This is a genomic window from Siminovitchia fordii DSM 16014 = CIP 108821, from assembly GCF_000374565.1.
GTDB classification, from domain to species: Bacteria; Bacillota; Bacilli; order Bacillales; family Bacillaceae_C; genus Siminovitchia; species Siminovitchia fordii.
Genome location: NZ_KB894696.1, coordinates 71,636 through 89,479, shown reverse-complemented (window position 1 = coordinate 89,479; position 17,844 = coordinate 71,636). Strand labels below are relative to the sequence as shown.

The following is a 17,844-nucleotide window of genomic DNA, read 5'->3' as shown; positions in this document are numbered from 1 at the left end:
AGGCGATATTCCATGAATCAAATCATTCGGCAGTCTTTATACAAAGCAGATGATCGTTCTTCAATCAAAAATGTAAAGCGGGTTGCAGGCGGCTCCATCAATGAAAGTTTTTTTGTGGAAACGGAGAGAAGCAAATATTTTATAAAGTATCATGCGAATTCACCTAGCGGCTTTTTTGAGTTGGAGGCAGATGGCTTGCGGCTGATCAAATCGACCAAATCCATCTCTGTCCCTGACGTGCTCGCCTTTTCTGATAAGAAGGGGGAAGCTTTTCTGGTCATGGAATGGCTGGAGGGGTGCGAAACTTCGAAAACACAAATACAACTGGGAGAACAGTTGGCAGCGATGCACCAAAATTACGGAATAAAACATGGTTTCAGGAAAGACACGTTTATCGGAACGCTTCCTCAACCGAACGGACTTTCTTCCAGTTGGTTGGATTATTATCGCGACAAGAGGCTTAAGGCACAACTTGAACAAGGGATTCAGCAGCAGACAATAAAAGGAAAGCGACGGGATCGTCTGGAAAAGCTACTTGAGCAGCTGGAAGATTGGATTCCCGATGAGGCCCCTCCGTCTTATTTACATGGCGATCTTTGGGGGGGAAACTGGCTGCCGGGTCCCGATGGTAATCCTTATTTAATTGATCCGTCCTTCCTATACGGAGATAGGCATTTTGAACTCGCCTTTACAGAGCTGTTCGGAGGGTTCACGTCGGCATTTTACGAGGCATATGCAAGTAGATTTCCAATTGCTGACTATTATGAGGAGATCAAGCCCTTATATCAACTCTATTACCTAATCGTTCACCTGAACATTTTTAGTGAAATGTACGGCGGGAAAGTCGATTCCGTGTTGAAGCGTTATGTGTAAACGCGCGCTAAGGGGCCCTGCCATATTCATATATCTCTGAGAATGATTGCCCTCAATGCCTTCTTACTTTTATAGCGGATCCTTTTTCCGAAAGCAAACCGATTTACAAGTAAACATTGGCGATGCTCATAGTGACCGAAGTTTTGTAACATACCATAAAACGGGCACTTTTAACGCTTTTTAGTGACCGGACTTTCAAGATTCACCACATTACGGGCTCTTTTAGCGCTTTTTAGTGACCGGATCTTCAAGATTCACCACATTACGGGCACTTTTAGCGCTTTTTAGTGACCGGATTTTCGTGATTCACCACTTTACGGGCACTTTTAACACTTTTTAGTGACCGGATTTTCGTGATTCACCATAAAACGGGCACTTTTAACACTTTTTAGTGACCGGATTTTCGTGATTCACCATAAAACGGGCACTTTTAGCACTTTTTAGTGACCGGATTTTCGTGATTCACCACTTTACGGGCACTTTTAGCACTTTTTAGTGACCGGACTTTCAAGATTCACCATAAAACGGGCACTTTTAGCGCTTTTTAGTGACCGAATCTTTGAGATACACCCTCAAAACGGGCACTTTTAACGCTTTATCGTGACTGGACATTCGGAATTTACTAAAAGACGGTCACCACGAGCAATTCATTGCCATGGTGACCGAAATTGAGATCTATTTTTCTATTGTCTTAACCTCAGATTACAGTAAACCAGCGTCTATGCTATTCTCCTGCCCTGCTTTAACGCCTAACTCCTCGAAATTTCCCACCACCTTCTTATAATGGCAGGAATACGAAGAACCTCTTGTTTACCTCTAATCTTTTGTTCCTACAACGGAAAGAAGAATGGGATGGCAAACAGCATGACGACAAAGACCACTGCCATCAATGGCACACCGATTTTGACGAAATCAGAGACTTTGTAACCTCCCGCCGTCATGACCATTGCGTTTGTAGGAGAGGCAACCGGAGTCGCAAAGGCCATGTTTGATGCGACGGCCACTCCAATTAAAAATGTATACGGATTGGCATCAATCGTTAATGCTGCATTCATGGCGATAGGTGCAAACAGGACTGCTGTTGCCGTATTGCTGATGAATTGGCCGAATGTCATAGCAAGTAAATAAATGCCGGCAAATACCCCCAAACTGCCCAAACCGCCAAGCGTCTTAATGATCCCTTCCGACAGGATCATAATTCCGCCCGTTTTTTCCAGGGCTGTCGCTATCGGAAGCATGGCGGCAACTAGTACGATGGTCTCAAAGTTTACTTGACTGTAGGCGTCATCCATATTCCGGAGACAGCCAGTCAAAATCATTAACACCGCACCAATTAAAACAGAAATGACTGTAGGAAAAATCTCAAAAACCATAAGGAATACCATCAATAAAATAATCCCCGCAGCGATGGGCGCTTTTCCGCTTGCAGACGCCGCACTGGCATGTTCCTGCGGCTGTCCGACAACGACTACATCGTTTGTTTCCCTTGCAAGCAGCTCTATCGAAGCCCAAGAACCCTGAACTAGCAGTGCATCTCCAAAACGAAGGCGCTGTTTTGACGGTTCTTTTAAAACATATTGCCCCTGGCGGTTAATACCCAAGATATTCAAATTATACTTCTCACGGAATCCGATACTTTTGGCCGTCTCATTAATTAATTTCGAATGAGGCGTCAACAGGACTTCCGCGATACCGAGTTGTTTTGACACCAATTCGTCGGCCTCGGACTCCTCCTCTTCAAACATTAAACCGAAATCTGTTACCATTTTTTCAATGTTTTCCAATGTTCCCTGCACGTAAAGAATATCCTTCGGTTGGATAACACTTTTCGGTCCGGCCATTTCATGGTAGGTCATCGGCAATAAATTCAGACCCTCCGCGGACCTCCGGACAATTTTCAAAATATATAATTGGTAATTTTCCGGAGTCTTCAATTCAGTCAGTTTTTTATTGACCATTTCCGATTCATCCGGTACTCTTACACGGAACAGCCTGCCCCCCAATTGATAGTCATCGGCAAGCTTTTCAGGCGACAGCTGATGCTCGTCCTCAGCACTTCCCCGGTTTTTCCCTTTAGGGAGAAATTTATTACGAACAAAATATAAATAAATAATTCCCGTAATGACTCCAACTAGACCGACTGGTGTAATATCAAAAAAGCCTAACTTTTTATAGCCATGTTCAGCAAGTGTCTCACTTACAATCAGGTTTGCAGGAGACGCAATGAGCGTCAATAATCCGGAAAAGCTTGCCACATACGATAGTGGAATTAAAAATTTCGATGGTGTACTTTTTATACTGATTGCAATACTCACTACAATCGGCAGCATAATGGCAACCGTTCCCGTATTGCTCATAAATGTTCCGATAAGTGCTACGATAACAAGAAGAATGACAAAAAGCCTGTTCTCGTTATCTCCAGCAGAACGGAGTACAAAGTTGCTGGCCATCTGTGCAAGACCAGTACGTAAAATTCCGGCACCGATAATGAACAATCCCGCAATCATAATAACAACCGAGTTGGAAAAGCCAACAAGGGCTTCCGTCGGACTTAAGATCCCCGTAAGAACAAATGCCAGCAATGCCATAACCGCCACCAAGTCCGCCCGTATCCTGTTGGACATGAATAAAATGATAGTGACAGCCAAAATGATGAATGTCAAAATAAGGTCCAAGGTCATCTGAATCCTTTCTTAGAAGCTCATAGTTAATTGTAACGCAAAATTCAGGTGGTATCCCTTCAAGAAAAAGCTTTTTTGTGAATCATCCATTCGGCCCAATCACTCTTTTCCGAACATCCGGGCTTTCTCCTTTTTCCACCCGGTTCTTCAAAGTAGTTCTCCAATTTATCGACAGAAGTTCGCATTGGGAAAGCAATTTTGCCTCTTCCAAATGATCTCTGTCCATGTGCATGATTGTATTACATTTTTCAATTGTCCAATATGGAAATGGCCGATCAATCAATGTCAATGTCTGCCCCGCCTCTACGTAACCCTCTTGCAATACGCGGCAATACCAGCCAGTACGGCCTGACTTTTGTAATAGCAGAGCCAAATTTTTTATTTTAAATCGCCGTGCGGGCTTCCAGCATGGCTGCCGCGGCTGAGATACCTGAATAATCGCCTCACCAATTTTAAAAATATCTCCGATTGAAACGGAGTCCTCCAGTTGATTTTTTAACGAAAAGTTTTCCCCCATTCCACCAGGAAAAATGTCTGTATCAGGCAGCTCTTTTTGCCAATATGAATAGTGTTCGGAAGGATAGGCAAACACTGCCTTCTCAGGACCGCCATGGTGTTTCAGATCTGCCTGACCGTCTCCGGACAAGTTTGTTTTCCCCAGCCATATGGGCACTTCAACAGGCTCTTTGAAAATCCCACTTCTCCACTCGCGGTCCATTGGATGGACGGCATCCTTTACTCCAACGGTCCTCGGTTTGCCTCTAAAGACCTTCTCCAATAAAATATCCATTTTCAGCTCTCCATCCCCCTGCTCCCTTGATGGTTATATTTTAACTTTCATTCAAAAAGAATGCCAAAAAAGAGCAAGATGATTTTCCCTACCCTGCTCTTTCATGTGGTATCTGATTTTGTTTTTGAAATAAATTATTGAAGTCAGCGACCGGCGGATTGCCATATAACCTTGGTGATGATTCGTACAGCAGCTTCTCTTACGCCTTCTATATTAAAATCTGCAATGACCACTTTTGCCAAAAGGAATGTGGAGAGCAGCTCGGGTTAATAGAGAAATTTTTCCTTGTACTAATAGTTTTTCTGTTAAAATATAACACACGAAAAACCTGTAGGAGGATCTAATGGAAGTGTTTCCATTATCTGTTCTTTTTCAACACCAATTGAATGACATGTGCTTTTCCTGTATGTAGTTTTCCTTCTTTTCTAAGCTGTTCCCCATAGAAAAAGTGCGAAATGTGATGGCCACTGCTCCATTTAAGGATATCTCGCGGGTCATACAGCATATCCACATCGCGAGGGCCGCCTGTTCCATATTCAATTTGCTCCTTTGAATACACCTCAAGTATGATCACTCCGCCAGGCTTGACCGTTTTCAACATTTTATCAAAAACTTTTTTTTGATCTTGGCTATAAAAATGCCCGAATACCATGACTGCGGCGTCAAATTGATCAACCTCTGCTTCGTACTCCAGGAGGTCCACTTTCTTTGTCTCCACTTCCACATCATTTTTTTCTGCCAACCTTTGTGTTTTCTGAATACCGCTCTCCGCATAGTCCAAAGCTGTCACCTTATGGCCTTCCTTGGCTAAAAAGACTGCATTTCTCCCTTCCCCTTCGGCAAAACAAACAACAGACAGGCAGCCCTCCAGCCGGTCGGCTTTACTCTTGATAAAAGCATTCGCTTCCTCGCCATAAACATATTCTTCCGTATCAAAACGTTCATGCCACTTGTTCTTCAATTTAATTTCCCTCTCTTTCCATCCGAAAAATCAAGATCCGTTCATGATCATTCCGTTCATGATAATAATCAAGCTGGACTTCTTCTATAAGCTTGAATTGGGTGTGATTAGATAAATAGTATACATATTCATTGGAGGGGTAATACAAAATTAAATCTATGGTACGGGGATACATTTCACCAGACTTCAAAATGTGCTGTAGAACCGTCATAAAAATCTGTATAGAAAAAGGGTTGAAAAAGAAGAACACATTATCCCAAGATTGAATTTGATATTCCTGTGCAAGCACACATTGAAATTCGACACTTCCCCTCCTCCGCCTTGCTTTTTTGCTGTAGCTTACTTTGTTCTTGAGTGCATCCTCGTACAATGCGGGATTCATCTCGATTCCAATAGAGGTAGTATGGAAAAAGTAATTTACGTAAAAAGGGACCCTTCCCTTTCCGCATCCCATATCTACAAGGCAATCGCCTGCAGTCAGTTTGTACCGTGAAAACAATTGTTCCAATGCGGCGTAAGGGGTTGGCTCATATGGATTGTAGTGCGGATCAGCGGGAAATATCCGCTGTTCCTCTGTTGTTTTAATAGATAAAAGTTTATCGAGTTTAAAGTCAATCATCAAACAGCTCCCAAAAATTTTTTTATTCCATAGCCGGCAAATAACGAGTGAAACTGTAATCTTCCCTGCTTATATCAATATTTCTTTGAAATTTGCCATTATCGACATATATATTCACCGCAACACTGACCGGAAAATGTACTGGAAAGGCTTTGCAGTTCAGCAGCCGCCATGATACTTCTTTCTTCATCGATTGTCACGCTGATGGAATGGACCACATTTCTTTTGGTACTTTCAATGGAAATTGCATATTGGAAACCAAACCCTTCACTTTCGCCAGCATTTCTGTTTCATCCCCGGCCTCATATTGGTTTTTTTGTCCAATTGTTTTCTGATTATGGGTGCAGCCCCCCACAAAAAAGAAAAGTGCAGCGATTCCCGCAACAATCCTATTCTTCATCAAGATAGCCCCCAAAGTTTGCCCGTTTTCCTTATCTTACTATATTCTGTGTAGTTAAAACTCAATCATTTTGATTAAAATGTTTAAAGGGCAGACATCATTTATAATTGCCAAAAAATTAGCAGATTGGCCGGAGTATTCAAACAGGGAATTTTTTCCAGACTTTAGGCCTAATTTTACCTGACAAAATTTCATTTTCCTCAGAAATCGTTCGACATTATTTGTAAAGTTATGAATAAAATAGACTAAATTGATATAATAATTAAATACTAATCTTGATTTATTCACTGTACTCTATATGAGGATTACGGATTTGCATCCTTCCCCGAACCTCTTTAAGCCTTTTGCACAGAGGGGAGTCCTCTTCGTCCCTTAAAATAGGAATGCGAAGGGAGGGTTGGTATGAATACAATTAAAATATTAATTGTTGAAGATGAGCATCCACACATAGATATTCTCAAAATCCACCTGGAAAAAGAAGGATTTACTGTCACTTCATCCACAAGAGCTTCCGAAGGGCTTCGTTTAATTGATGAAATGGTACCTGACATTCTCCTTCTCGATATTCAACTCCCGGATCAAAACGGATTTGAGGTTGCCCGGAAATTCAGGGAAAAATCGGACGGGGTGCTCATTTTTATTACCGGCAAAAAATCGAAAAGTACCGAACTTGAAGGATTTGAAATCGGCTGCGATGACTTTATCATCAAACCTTTCGACACCTTCGAATTGATTGCCAGAATCAAGGCAAATATTAGGAGAAGCAGCCTGACTGCATCTAATGTATTGAAGCTGGGAGATTTGGCAATCGATCTCGCCAATAAAACAGTGTATAAAAAGAACAAGAAAATTAATCTGTTTATTAAAGAAAAAATGCTCCTCTTCTATTTGGCCCAGAATCCAAACCGAGTATTCAGTGCCGAACAACTATATGACCAAATATGGGGAATGGATTCAAAGGCAGACCTAAAGACAGTCAAAGTGAATTTAAGTACACTAAGGAAAAAGATCGAGGATAACCCCAGAAATCCAAAATACATACAGACAGAGAGAGGATTTGGTTATAAACTTTCCATAGACAATAAGAAATGAAGATTTCCCCTCTAAAATTTTCCCAACAAAAAACGTCATTTTCTTTAAAATTTCTTTAAAAAACGCTGCCAAATCTCATTATAAGGATATAGGCAGTTTTTCTATTTCAAAAAAATAAAGAAATTTTCCCAATATTATAGTTTTTTAACTTACTTTTAACCTTTGTAAGATAAAGTGAGTTTAGGAGCTACAGATACATAAGGAGGGGGCCCCTTTGAAAGTGGCATTGGATCAAGAATGGGTGGAACTGATCATGCTCGCGAAGCAAATGGGATTAACAATGGAAGAGGTCAGAGAGTTTTTATTTAAAGCACAGGTGAGGACAGAAAAAATTACGGGTTAATTCATTAGGTGCTCCTAATTAATTACCCGCTTTTTTTATAAGAGTTTTTTTAGCGATGATTGATACACATCAAAGTCTCTTTCCGAATAAAGCATCATGATGACTTTTCCCAAATGATTTTGATCCAGAAATTCAAGGATTGAACGAAGGGCAATTTCAGATGCCAGCTTCACAGGAAAACGATATACCCCTGTAGAGATGGAAGGAAAAGAAATACTATTGATATTATTGTCTAAGGATAGTTGGAGTGAATTTCGGTAACAGTCGGAGAGAAGCCTTTCCTCATCATTCGCCCCTCCCTGCCAGACAGGCCCTACCGTATGGATCACAAACTTGGCAGGAAGGCTATATCCTCCTGTCATAACAGCCTTTCCAGTTGAAAGAAGCTCGCCTTTCAGCAAACCCTTTCGAATCCTTTTACATTCAACCAATAGCTCAGGACCGGCCGCTTTATGGATCGCCCCGTCAACCCCGCCTCCGCCCAGCAGTGTTCCATTCGCAGCATTTACAATAGCCTCAGTCGCTTGCTTCGTAATGTCTCCAAGCATTAATTCCAAAGTGTTCTCTTTAATATTTATTTTCATACGAAATCCGACCTCCTGATGGGACCTCATTGCTAAGTCCTTCTTAAACGAACAAAACCACAGAGAGCGGTTTCCCTGTGTTTAATGAAAGCTTTATTTTTTGAAAAACCATCTGCTGTCAGGCCTCTCTCGAGGCGTGATATTCATAATGAAATAACCAATGATCAATATGAGAATAACAATAGAATAAAATAACGTGTTGACAGGATGATCATGATCAACAATGATCAAGCGAATCATTGCCGTAATCCCTATATAAAGAAAATATCTCAGAGGGAAATGGTAGTCTTCCTTAAAATATTTGACAATCATTGTGATAAACTCAAAATATAGAAAGAACAAAAGTATATTTGCCAGAAAGAGTTTATAATCACTATTCTGTTCTTTGAACAGGATTTGACCGAAAATGATTAACTCCTGAACTAATAAAATGGATAAGATCATAGCTAGAAATACTAGAGAAATGTTTAATACTGCTTGAAGTACTTTTGGTATTAACTGGACAAATGAAATATCTTTTTTTATTTTGATCATTCGAGTCCTCCCTTTAGATTGATTTTCCCCTCTATTTTATATTTTGCCCTATCCCCATACTGCTGTGCAACAATTGCTGCCTATTCCGGCACGAAAGTCCATTTTCACAGAAAATAGCCCACATCACTGCCCTATAAATGAACCCGTAAATTAAAAGTCAAACTATTTACCTATTTTATTAAAGGGAATTGATTTTTCAATATTCCTGCAGGAATTTTGCATCTGGGAAACTTTTAGAGAAATGGAAGGAGATTGTATGAATGTCCTCATTTGTTTTACCAGCGTTAATCTATGATTATGACGAACCTGGAGCCATACATAGATACCCAGACATTGGAAACTCATCATGATAAACACCATGGAACATATATCCGACATTTAAATACCTTGTTGGAAGATTACGAGGACCTTGAAAGCAGACCTATAGAATATCTGCTCAGCAACCTGCCGTCTTTGCATAGAAGTACAAACAGATGTAAGAAATAACAGCGGGGGGATTATTGCCACAGCCTGTTTTGGGAAGTCATGAGCCCTAAAGGAGGTGATATAGCCAAAGCCATTGACTATTATTTTAAAACCTTTGATAACTTTAAAAATAAGCTCTCCAAAGCCTCAATTTCCCGGTTCTGCAGGGATACGGGTGGCTTGTCCTCGATGGCAATGAATTACAAGTCATAAACACTGCAAATCAAGACACCCCTTTAATAGCCGGGAAAAAGCCGTTGCTTATCATTGATGTCTGGAAGCATGCTTATTATTTAAAGTATCAAAACAGACGACCGGAATTGGAACACTTTTAATTGGGATAAGGTGAATGAATTGTATTTAGACGCTTTGAGGTATTAGTGATTGTGGGAATTCGTATGCCATTTGGCTCCCGGACTGGTAACCCGGGAGCCGTTTTTCTTTGGCCTAATTGATCAAGGATTGCAATGGTGCGGGTATGCGCCCGCCGCGGCGGATGAATTTTTCCGAACTGAAGGCATTCACTCCCAACACAGGAGCCCTCCCTAGCAGTCCGCCGAATTCGACCATATCCCCCTCTTTTTTGCCTGGCACAGGGATGACACGGACGGCTGTTGTCTTTTTGTTGATCATGCCAATGGCCGCTTCGTCGGCTATGATAGCCGCAAGAGTTTCCGGAGATGCATCACCGGACAATGCGATCATATCCAATCCAACAGAGCAGACGCACGTCATGGCTTCAAGTTTGGATAGGGTCAGAGCGTCATCCATGATTCCGCGGATCATCCCTTCATCCTCACTGACAGGAATGAACGCCCCGCTCAGCCCACCGACATAGGAGCTCGCCATGGCACCCCCTTTCTTCACTGCATCATTCATCAAAGCCAGTGCGGCAATTGTTCCGTGGGTTCCCACTCTTTCCAAACCTATTTCTTCCAAGATTTCCGCTACGCTGTCATTCATTGCATTAGTCGGCGCCAATGAGAGATCCATGATGCCGAACGGAACATCCAAGCGGTCCGCTACCACCCGGCCGATCAATTCGCCGGCGCGTGTAATTTTAAAGACGGTTTTCTTGATGACGTCAGCCACCTGACCAAGATCCGCATCGGGATGACGCCTTAAAGCATTCAGAACAACTCCTGGACCACTAACGCCGACATTAAGGACAACCTCCCCCTCGCCAGTTCCATGGAAAGCCCCTGCCATAAAAGGATTATCCTCAACAGGATTGCTGAATACAACAAGCTTTGCACAGGCAAGTCCGTTTTGGTCTTTCGTCCTTTCCGCCGCCTCTTTGATGATTTTTCCCATCACGCCTACTGCATCCATATTAATACCCGTCCTTGTTGTCGCTACGGAAACAGATGCACAGACTCGCTCTGTCACGCTAAGCGCCTCGGGAAGTGCATCAAGAAGTGTTTGGTCTCCTTTCGTGACACCTTTATGTACAAGAGCCGAATACCCTCCGATAAAATCTACGCCAAGCACCTTAGCTGCTCTATCAAGCGTTTTAGCCAGTTCGACTGCCTGATCTTTTGATGCATTTCCCAATATTTCAGCAATGGGTGTTACGGAAATTCGTTTATTGACAATTGGAATCCCGTACTCTTTTTCCACCTCTTCAGCAACGCTTTTTAAGCGGCCGGCATAACCTGTGATCTTTTCGTAGACCCGTTTATTCATCTTTGCAAAATCGGAGTCTGCACAGTCTGACAAGCTAATTCCCATTGTCACCGTCCGAATGTCCAAATTTTCCATCTGGACCATTCTGATCGTTTCCATCATTTCTGTCAATGCTATATTCATGATTAAATCCCCTTCTTATATCCGATGCATGGATTGAAATATTTCTTCCCGTTGAATGTTGATTTTTTGTCCTACCTTTTCTCCAAGTTCGTTAAATTGCTTTTGCAAAGAATCCAAATTTTCTATTCCGGATACATCAACCACCATCATCATGGTAAAAAAATCCTGCAAAATCGTCTGGCTTATATCAAGGACATTCACCTGATTATCGGCGAGTATTTTCGTTACGCCGGCAATAATGCCGACCTGATCTTTTCCCACTACACTTACTACTGCACGTCTCTTATCCATTCGCAAGTCACCCCAAATATATTTTATGAAAACAAAAAAAGATTGGATTTGCTCCAATCTCAAAGATAGTAGAATAACATACAAAAACTTCCGTAAGTTACTCTTCTGTCCTTTTGCCTGAGATTGTGAATCCTTCGGCGCCGCGTTTTCCGCGGTCTCTCCAGAAGCTGCTCTTGTTATAGTGTTACCCATAACCCTCATCGCTTATTTTTTTAGATACTACGTTATTTTATCAATCAATATAAATGAAGGTCAATAGCTGTTATCAGCTTAAAAAGCAAAAATTTATTTGGTATGCAATGAAGTGATGTAGCTTTCGACCATTGAGCAGGATTTATATAATAATTTAGAAAAATTTAAATGATTTGCTTTTTCATAAATACTTGTATTGGAGTGAAAATATGGGTATATAAAAAAGTAATGATGCTGAAGGGGCTTACAACATGGAATTATTAATGATTGTATTATTATTGCTCGTTTGTTTATTAATTTCAAATATAATCAGCCACTACATACCCTTTATTCCAACTGCATTGACGCAAATTGCCTTTGGAATCATTTTGGCTGTTTTTCTAAAAGATCTTACCTTTACTCTAGAAACAGAATGGTTTTTACTGTTGTTTGTTGCACCCCTATTATATAACGACGGTAGACATTATCCACGTGAGGAATTGTGGAAAATGAGAGCCCCTATCTTTGGAAATGCTATTGTTCTTGTTGTGTTAACGACTATTGGAGGCGGCTTGTTTATACATTGGTTGATTCCAACTATTCCGCTTGCTGCGGCATTTGCTTTAGCAGCCATTTTATCCCCTACCGACCCTGTAGCCGTAAACGGGATTGCAAAGCGGATTCATATTCCCGAAAGGGTATTGAATCTGGTAAGAGGTGAATCACTAATCAATGATGCATCTGGTTTGGTTGCTTTTAATTATGCGGTGGCAGCCGTCGTGACCGGATTTTTTTCATTGCCAAAAGCTCTGATTGATTTTACCTATATGTTTTTAGCTGGAGCTATATCTGGTTTTATTCTTATTCTTGTGATTATGTGGATTCGTTTTACACTGCGAAAACAAGGAATTCTTGACGTAACTTTCCATTCATTACTGCAAATTGTAACTCCTTTCCTTATTTATATGATCGCAGAAAAACTATTTCACGCCTCAGGTGTAATTGCTGTTGTGGTGGCTGGCATTGCCCACACCATTATAAGAGAACGTACAGAAGTATTAAACGCCCAAGAGCAAGTCCTGACGGAAAATATTTGGACCATTGTGCTTTTTATATTAAATGGTGTTGTCTTTCTTTTATTGGGCTTGAATATACCTTCATCTATGATAGCCACAGTGGAGGATCCGAATATAGGAAACGTTTTGGCTATTCTATACGTTATTTTAATTGGGCTTGTTATATTAGGAATACGTTTTATGTGGTCTTATCTTTTTTCATATTCCACTTACCGGAAAAATCAATCAATCGACTCTATAAAACCCAGCTTAAAAACAAGCTTATTTATCAGTTTAACAGGTGTTCGGGGTGCAGTTACAATGGCAGGAGTCCTTTCCATTCCATACATCGTTTTGGAGGGAAGTGCCTTTCCCGAGCGCTCCCTAATTCTTTTTTTGGCTGCCGGTGTAATACTATTTACCTTAATTGCCGCTACAGCATTTTTGCCGCTTTTAAGTCAAGACGTTCAGCCTAAAGAAACTGAAAGAGATTTAACCGTAGCAAAAAGAAAAATTCTGCTTGCGGCCATCGAAGCACTACGGTCGGAAATGGCGGAAGAAAATAAAACAGCAGCTTACGAATTAATGAATGAATATAAAGTGAAAATGCAACATATCCACCCGAAATGGAAAAGGACAGAAGAAAATACTAATGAACAACAAAAGATGTCAGATATCAGATTAATCGGGTTAAAAGCCGAGAGAAAATATTTACAGGAACTTATGAATAAAAATGGGATGGATGAAGAGGCCTATGAAGCATTTGAAAAATCTCTAAACCTTCGGGAAGAAGCTCTTTCCAACAATGTCAGATCCAGATTCTTGTATCTCTTCGGACTAGCTATGAGAGGTTTGAAACGCTATAGCCTGCATAGAAGAAAAGATGAAAAAACCAAATTACATGTAAGGAAGCAAATACAGATCAGAGCATTACAATCCGCTCTAGAAGTATTAAAGGAAAATGCACAAAAGATTGAAGAGAAAGATATGGTCTACGCGGTTATTCTTGAATACGAAAGATTGACTGAACAATTAAAAAAGCCTTCTGTGCAATATGAGGAAATAATGGAAGAGCAAAAAGAAGAGCTCCGCATTAAGGTAATGGACGTAGAGCGTTCAAAGATCCATGAACTTTATCAGTCTGGGGAGATTAGCAGGGAACAAGCAAGGGAATTAAGGAGATTTATTAATTACATTGAAAGCGTGACTTTATATGAGCATATTGAATAAGGGGATTATTTTTCACTGAAATCCCCTAATATCTTGGGCACTATGGAATTGTTTTGTCTGGCATTTTTTCAATTCCTTTCTCAGTCGCCCAAGTAATTTTCCTCCATTCAGGAAGTCCTATACTGTTCATAAAATCTCCGATTCCCAGCAAAAGGCTTTTATAAACGTTTTGACAATATAAACCCGCTATCCTTCTCTCTCATCCCCCACTAACACGTTAGATTCGCAGCATTGAAGTGTCTCCTCCTTGTTTAAGACGCTGGAAATTAAACCATTATTCTCCATTTGTAACACAAATACTATACACTTGAAACATTATTGTTACATTCGCTTGTTATACTAGCCCTACAAAGAACAAAGGGGTACATTATTTTGAAGAAAATTGTAATATCAGCCATCACAGCTTTATTTCTAGTATTTAGTTTCTCAGGAGCTTCTTCAGCCGCTGGATCTACATATAAAGTAAAAAAAGGCGATTCACTTTGGAAGATCGCAAATAAGAACAAAGTAACCGTCAACCAGATTAAAAGCTGGAACGGCCTTAAGAGCGATACAATCAGAATAAATCAAGTTTTAAAGATTACTAAACCTGCAGCAAAATCCAAAGCCAAAAAGGCTCCTGCTAAAAAGGCACCAGCTAAAAAAGTTGCAGCTAAGAAAGCACCGGCCAAGAAAGCAAAGGCTAAAAAAGCTGCTTATAAAACTATGACAGTAAAAGCAACCGCATATACAGCAGGCTGCAAAGGGTGCAGTGGCATTACCGCAACTGGCATCAACTTAAAGAAAAACCCGAATGCAAAGGTCATTTCCGTTGATCCAAAACAAATCCCGCTTGGTTCCAAAGTATATGTGGAAGGATACGGAATGGCAATCGCAGGAGATACCGGCGGTGCCATTAAGAAAAACAAAATTGACTTGCATATGCCAACAAAAAAGAAAGCTCTTAATTGGGGAGTAAGAACTGTTAAAATCAAAGTCTATTATTAATATAAGTGAGCCCGAATGCCAAGAAGGCATTCGGGTTTTTCGTTATAGCAAATGGCCGGTTTGTTCCTAGAATCATATACTTCATTTGCCTCCCAACTTTGCTTTACATTTCCTGGGAAATGACAAAATCCTACTTATTTTTTAATCCAACTTTGAAGCAAGAGATTTTGTGATTGGAATCCCGGAGAAAATTGGCGAAAACCCATTGTTTATCTTCGTAGGGAGTCATGGTTCCATCACTTTCCTTACATACTAATAGGCTCCTGCCCGGAGCCTATCTTAATTTTTATATCGATTGACAACATGGATACCGCCTGATGCGGAAATAATACTGCCTGTGATCAAATCAGAATCTTTATCGCAAATAAAACCAATCAAACGAGCAATATCCTCTCCTGTACCCGATCTGCCGATTGGTGTCCGTTCATCTTTTATTTGTCTTGCTGTTTCAATGTCGGCTTCTTTCATTTCCCCGACAATGTCCCCGGGACAGACCATATTGGCTGTAATCCCATACTCCGCTTCTTCTAGGGCAATCGTTCTCGTTAGTGACACGAGTCCCACTTTGGCTGCACTGAAAGCAGAGCGGTATTTCCATCCAGGCGAATGCTCCGCATCCTGAAATCCATATGTGATAATCCTGCCGAACCTTTGCTTCCTCATGACAGGAATGGTTAATTTCAAGAAGTGGTACACGGCATTTAAGTTCCCGTCAATCATTTCATACCATTCGTTGTCTTCGTAATCCATTAACTTTTTCCGCTCAAAAATATATGGCCCGGCATTATTGATCAAATAATCGATTCTTCCGAATCTACTCATGGTCATTTCAACAATATTGGCGATATCATCCTTACGAGTGACGTCCCCTTGAACAAATTGCAATCTTTCTTTATAAGGCTCCCACTCTTTTATAAGCTCGTTAATTTTATCTTTATCTCGATTATAATTTACGGTTACACTGCAGCCTTTTCTAAGGAACTCCTCGGTAACCTTACGGCCGATCCCTTTTGAGCCCGCCGTGATCACTGCATGTCTCATTACCCTCACCCTTTCACAGACTTGAGTCAATTACCGATTAATAAGGGACAAAAATTCCATGCGTGCATCCGATCTGTCTTCAAATAATCCCCTGACAGCAGTTGTTGTTGTTGATGAGTTTGATTTTTTAATTCCTCTTCCACACATGCACATATGTTTCGCTTCAATCACTACCATTGCCCCTTGGGGCTCCAGAACTTGCTCGATTGCGTCCGCTATCTCGTTTGTCAGTCTTTCCTGTACTTGGAAACGTTTCGCATATCCCTCAACCATCCGGCCGATTTTAGATAAACCAGTAATTTTGAAGTCAGGCATATAACCGACGTGGGCAACACCGAAAAATGGCGCAAAGTGATGTTCACACATTGAATAAAATTCGATATTCTTAACTAGAACCAACTCTTTATGTTTCACATCAAAAGTCTTTTCCAAATGAATAGCAGGGTTTTCCTTGTACCCTTCCGTATATTCCAAGAATGCTTTCAAAACCCTGTAAGGCGTTTCCTCCAGGCCTTCCCGATTTGGGTCATCTCCGCAGAGTTCGATCAGATTCCTTACACCTTCCATGAAATCTTGAGATTTGTCTATTTTATTCGCTATGTCAACCGTATTCCCCGCAAAAAGGTCCGGGAGCTTTTCGGCAATGAATTTTGTATTCATTCGTAATGGCCTCCTCTTTTAGGTACACTTCTATTATACATTAACAAACTGTTTAGTCCTTTTTCGAAAAAACTGTTTATGAACTGGAATGCTGACCAACTGTCGCACCTTTATGAACATTTTAAGTGCCGCTGCATTTATCCGTCCAGCGTTGGACAGAGTATAGTCTGAAATCTAAATTATCTACAATATTGACAATCTTTGCTTTTCAGAAATCATAAAAAAAGCCACTCTAAAAGGAGTGACTTGCAAATGGAATTCCTTATTTCACCCTCTCTTGATTCAATTGAATGGCTGCCAGGCTTCCAAAGTTGTGAACAATGGTCGCCGCCAAAAGTGCCGTTATTTGAGTTGGATCAAATGACGGAAGTACTTCAACAAGGTCAAACCCTATAAAGTTCATGTCTGTAAGCGCACGGACCATTTTTAGTGTTTCGTGGCTGCTGAAGCCTCCAACCTCAGGCGTACCGGTACCGGGAGCATAAGCAGGATCAACAAAGTCAATATCAAAGGTTAAAAAACAAGGAGTGTCGCCAATTATTTGTTTTACTTGTTGAACAACATCGTCAATTCCCCGGTTGAATAACTCACTTTGCGTAATAACGTTATATCCCAATTCTAAACTGGAATCAATGTCCCAGCCGCGCATTCCGATTTGAACAACCTTATCGGGCTGTACAAGTCCTTCTTCGTATGCCCGAATAAAAGGCGAGCCGTGCCAGTACTTTTCATCCATATACGTATCCCATGTATCTGTATGAGAGTCAAACTGTAGCAGGGCAACAGGCCCATATACCTTGGCTGCTGCACGAAGGCTTGCCAATGTAATGGAATGGTCCCCTCCCAGCCCAATGGGGATGATATTTTTCTTCATAAGCTCCAGCATCGCATTTTCCATAATTTCATAGCTTTTATGAATATTTTGGGTAATGACAGGTAAATCCCCTATGTCGATTGCTTGTGTATCTTCAAAAGGGGCAACATTCAGCAATTCATTTTGTGGGGATAAAGTTAAAGATGCCTGCCTGATCGCCTGTGGACCAAATCTTGCACCTGCCCGATAGGAAGCAGCTGTATCAAAAGGCATTCCTAAAATGGCCGCTTTTGGATTATCCCGTTTGGAAGGGAGCCTCATAAATGTACCTGACGTACAAAAATCTGGGGTAAAGTTTTCAAATGGATTTGACAAAATGAATACCTCCTGAAATGTTTTATATATGAAGAGAGGGCGGCCCCGTCTTCTGGGGCTGCCCCATAT

Annotated in this window: 18 protein-coding genes, 1 pseudogene and 1 riboswitch; of the genes and pseudogenes, 6 read left to right on the top strand and 13 right to left on the bottom strand. The window is 41.0% G+C overall.

What is annotated here, in order from left to right:
* Positions 1-12 precede the first annotated feature (12 nt).
* Positions 13-873 (top strand): fructosamine kinase family protein, encoded by an 861-nt coding sequence (locus C509_RS0115545; RefSeq protein ID WP_018707852.1) that lies wholly within the window; start codon positions 13-15, stop codon positions 871-873.
* A gap of 830 nt (positions 874-1,703) precedes the next feature.
* On the opposite strand, the gene C509_RS0115540 is transcribed toward C509_RS0115545, so the two are convergent.
* The 6 genes from C509_RS0115540 to C509_RS0115515 form a co-directional block, all read right to left on the bottom strand.
* Positions 1,704-3,554 (bottom strand): SLC13 family permease, encoded by a 1,851-nt coding sequence (locus C509_RS0115540; protein ID WP_018707851.1) that lies wholly within the window; start codon positions 3,552-3,554, stop codon positions 1,704-1,706.
* A gap of 82 nt (positions 3,555-3,636) precedes the next feature.
* On the bottom strand, positions 3,637-4,344 hold the full coding sequence (locus C509_RS0115535; RefSeq protein ID WP_018707850.1) for an MOSC domain-containing protein: 708 nt from the start codon (positions 4,342-4,344) through the stop codon (positions 3,637-3,639).
* A 358-nt stretch (positions 4,345-4,702) separates the two neighbouring features.
* Complete coding sequence (locus C509_RS0115530) at positions 4,703-5,305, bottom strand: class I SAM-dependent methyltransferase (protein ID WP_018707849.1); 603 nt, start codon at positions 5,303-5,305, stop codon at positions 4,703-4,705.
* A gap of 1 nt (position 5,306) precedes the next feature.
* Positions 5,307-5,924, bottom strand: coding sequence for a class I SAM-dependent methyltransferase (locus C509_RS0115525; RefSeq protein ID WP_018707848.1), 618 nt, complete (start codon positions 5,922-5,924; stop codon positions 5,307-5,309).
* A gap of 22 nt (positions 5,925-5,946) precedes the next feature.
* Positions 5,947-6,114 (bottom strand): hypothetical protein, encoded by a 168-nt coding sequence (locus C509_RS26195; protein ID WP_018707847.1) that lies wholly within the window; start codon positions 6,112-6,114, stop codon positions 5,947-5,949.
* Between the two features lie 6 nt (positions 6,115-6,120).
* Complete coding sequence (locus C509_RS0115515) at positions 6,121-6,324, bottom strand: hypothetical protein (protein WP_018707846.1); 204 nt, start codon at positions 6,322-6,324, stop codon at positions 6,121-6,123.
* Positions 6,325-6,726: 402 nt separating this feature from the next.
* Here C509_RS0115515 and C509_RS0115510 point away from each other — a divergent pair, with 402 nt between their 5' ends.
* The gene (locus C509_RS0115510; protein ID WP_018707845.1) at positions 6,727-7,416 is read left to right on the top strand and encodes a response regulator transcription factor; all 690 of its coding nucleotides are present in this window, start codon (positions 6,727-6,729) and stop codon (positions 7,414-7,416) included.
* Between the two features lie 220 nt (positions 7,417-7,636).
* Positions 7,637-7,759 carry an anti-repressor SinI family protein gene (locus tag C509_RS25660; RefSeq protein WP_144517543.1) on the top strand — a complete coding sequence of 41 codons (123 nt, stop codon included), beginning with the start codon at positions 7,637-7,639 and terminating at the stop codon, positions 7,757-7,759.
* A 35-nt stretch (positions 7,760-7,794) separates the two neighbouring features.
* Here C509_RS25660 and C509_RS0115500 read toward each other — a convergent pair whose 3' ends face one another.
* Both C509_RS0115500 and psiE read right to left on the bottom strand, forming a co-directional pair.
* Positions 7,795-8,343 (bottom strand): O-acetyl-ADP-ribose deacetylase, encoded by a 549-nt coding sequence (locus C509_RS0115500; RefSeq protein WP_018707843.1) that lies wholly within the window; start codon positions 8,341-8,343, stop codon positions 7,795-7,797.
* Positions 8,344-8,436: 93 nt separating this feature from the next.
* Positions 8,437-8,877, bottom strand: coding sequence for a phosphate-starvation-inducible protein PsiE (gene psiE, locus C509_RS0115495; RefSeq protein WP_018707842.1), 441 nt, complete (start codon positions 8,875-8,877; stop codon positions 8,437-8,439).
* Positions 8,878-9,137: 260 nt separating this feature from the next.
* Between psiE and C509_RS24870 the strand changes: the two are divergent.
* Positions 9,138-9,723, top strand: a pseudogene (locus tag C509_RS24870) (superoxide dismutase).
* 66 nt (positions 9,724-9,789) lie between these two features.
* Here C509_RS24870 and C509_RS0115485 read toward each other — a convergent pair.
* Positions 9,790-11,151 carry a PFL family protein gene (locus C509_RS0115485; RefSeq protein WP_018707841.1) on the bottom strand — a complete coding sequence of 454 codons (1,362 nt, stop codon included), beginning with the start codon at positions 11,149-11,151 and terminating at the stop codon, positions 9,790-9,792.
* A gap of 15 nt (positions 11,152-11,166) precedes the next feature.
* Positions 11,167-11,442 carry an ACT domain-containing protein gene (locus tag C509_RS0115480; RefSeq protein WP_026319894.1) on the bottom strand — a complete coding sequence of 92 codons (276 nt, stop codon included), beginning with the start codon at positions 11,440-11,442 and terminating at the stop codon, positions 11,167-11,169.
* Positions 11,443-11,537: 95 nt separating this feature from the next.
* Positions 11,538-11,616, bottom strand: a riboswitch (glycine riboswitch).
* Positions 11,617-11,885: 269 nt separating this feature from the next.
* Here C509_RS0115480 and C509_RS0115475 point away from each other — a divergent pair.
* A complete protein-coding gene (locus tag C509_RS0115475; protein WP_018707839.1) occupies positions 11,886-13,898 on the top strand; it encodes a Na+/H+ antiporter in 2,013 nt (670 codons plus the stop codon).
* 372 nt (positions 13,899-14,270) lie between these two features.
* Entirely contained in the window at positions 14,271-14,885 is a 615-nt protein-coding gene (locus tag C509_RS0115465) for a 3D domain-containing protein (protein WP_018707837.1), read from the top strand.
* A 279-nt stretch (positions 14,886-15,164) separates the two neighbouring features.
* Here the strand turns inward: C509_RS0115465 and C509_RS0115460 are convergent, their stop codons facing one another.
* From C509_RS0115460 to speB, 3 genes are all read right to left on the bottom strand, one after another.
* Positions 15,165-15,926, bottom strand: coding sequence for an SDR family oxidoreductase (locus C509_RS0115460; RefSeq protein WP_018707836.1), 762 nt, complete (start codon positions 15,924-15,926; stop codon positions 15,165-15,167).
* A 30-nt stretch (positions 15,927-15,956) separates the two neighbouring features.
* Positions 15,957-16,493 carry a GTP cyclohydrolase I FolE gene (gene folE / locus C509_RS0115455; protein WP_373315321.1) on the bottom strand — a complete coding sequence of 179 codons (537 nt, stop codon included), beginning with the start codon at positions 16,491-16,493 and terminating at the stop codon, positions 15,957-15,959.
* 355 nt (positions 16,494-16,848) lie between these two features.
* A complete protein-coding gene (gene speB, locus C509_RS0115450) occupies positions 16,849-17,721 on the bottom strand; it encodes an agmatinase (RefSeq protein ID WP_051088709.1) in 873 nt (290 codons plus the stop codon).
* Positions 17,722-17,844 lie beyond the last annotated feature (123 nt).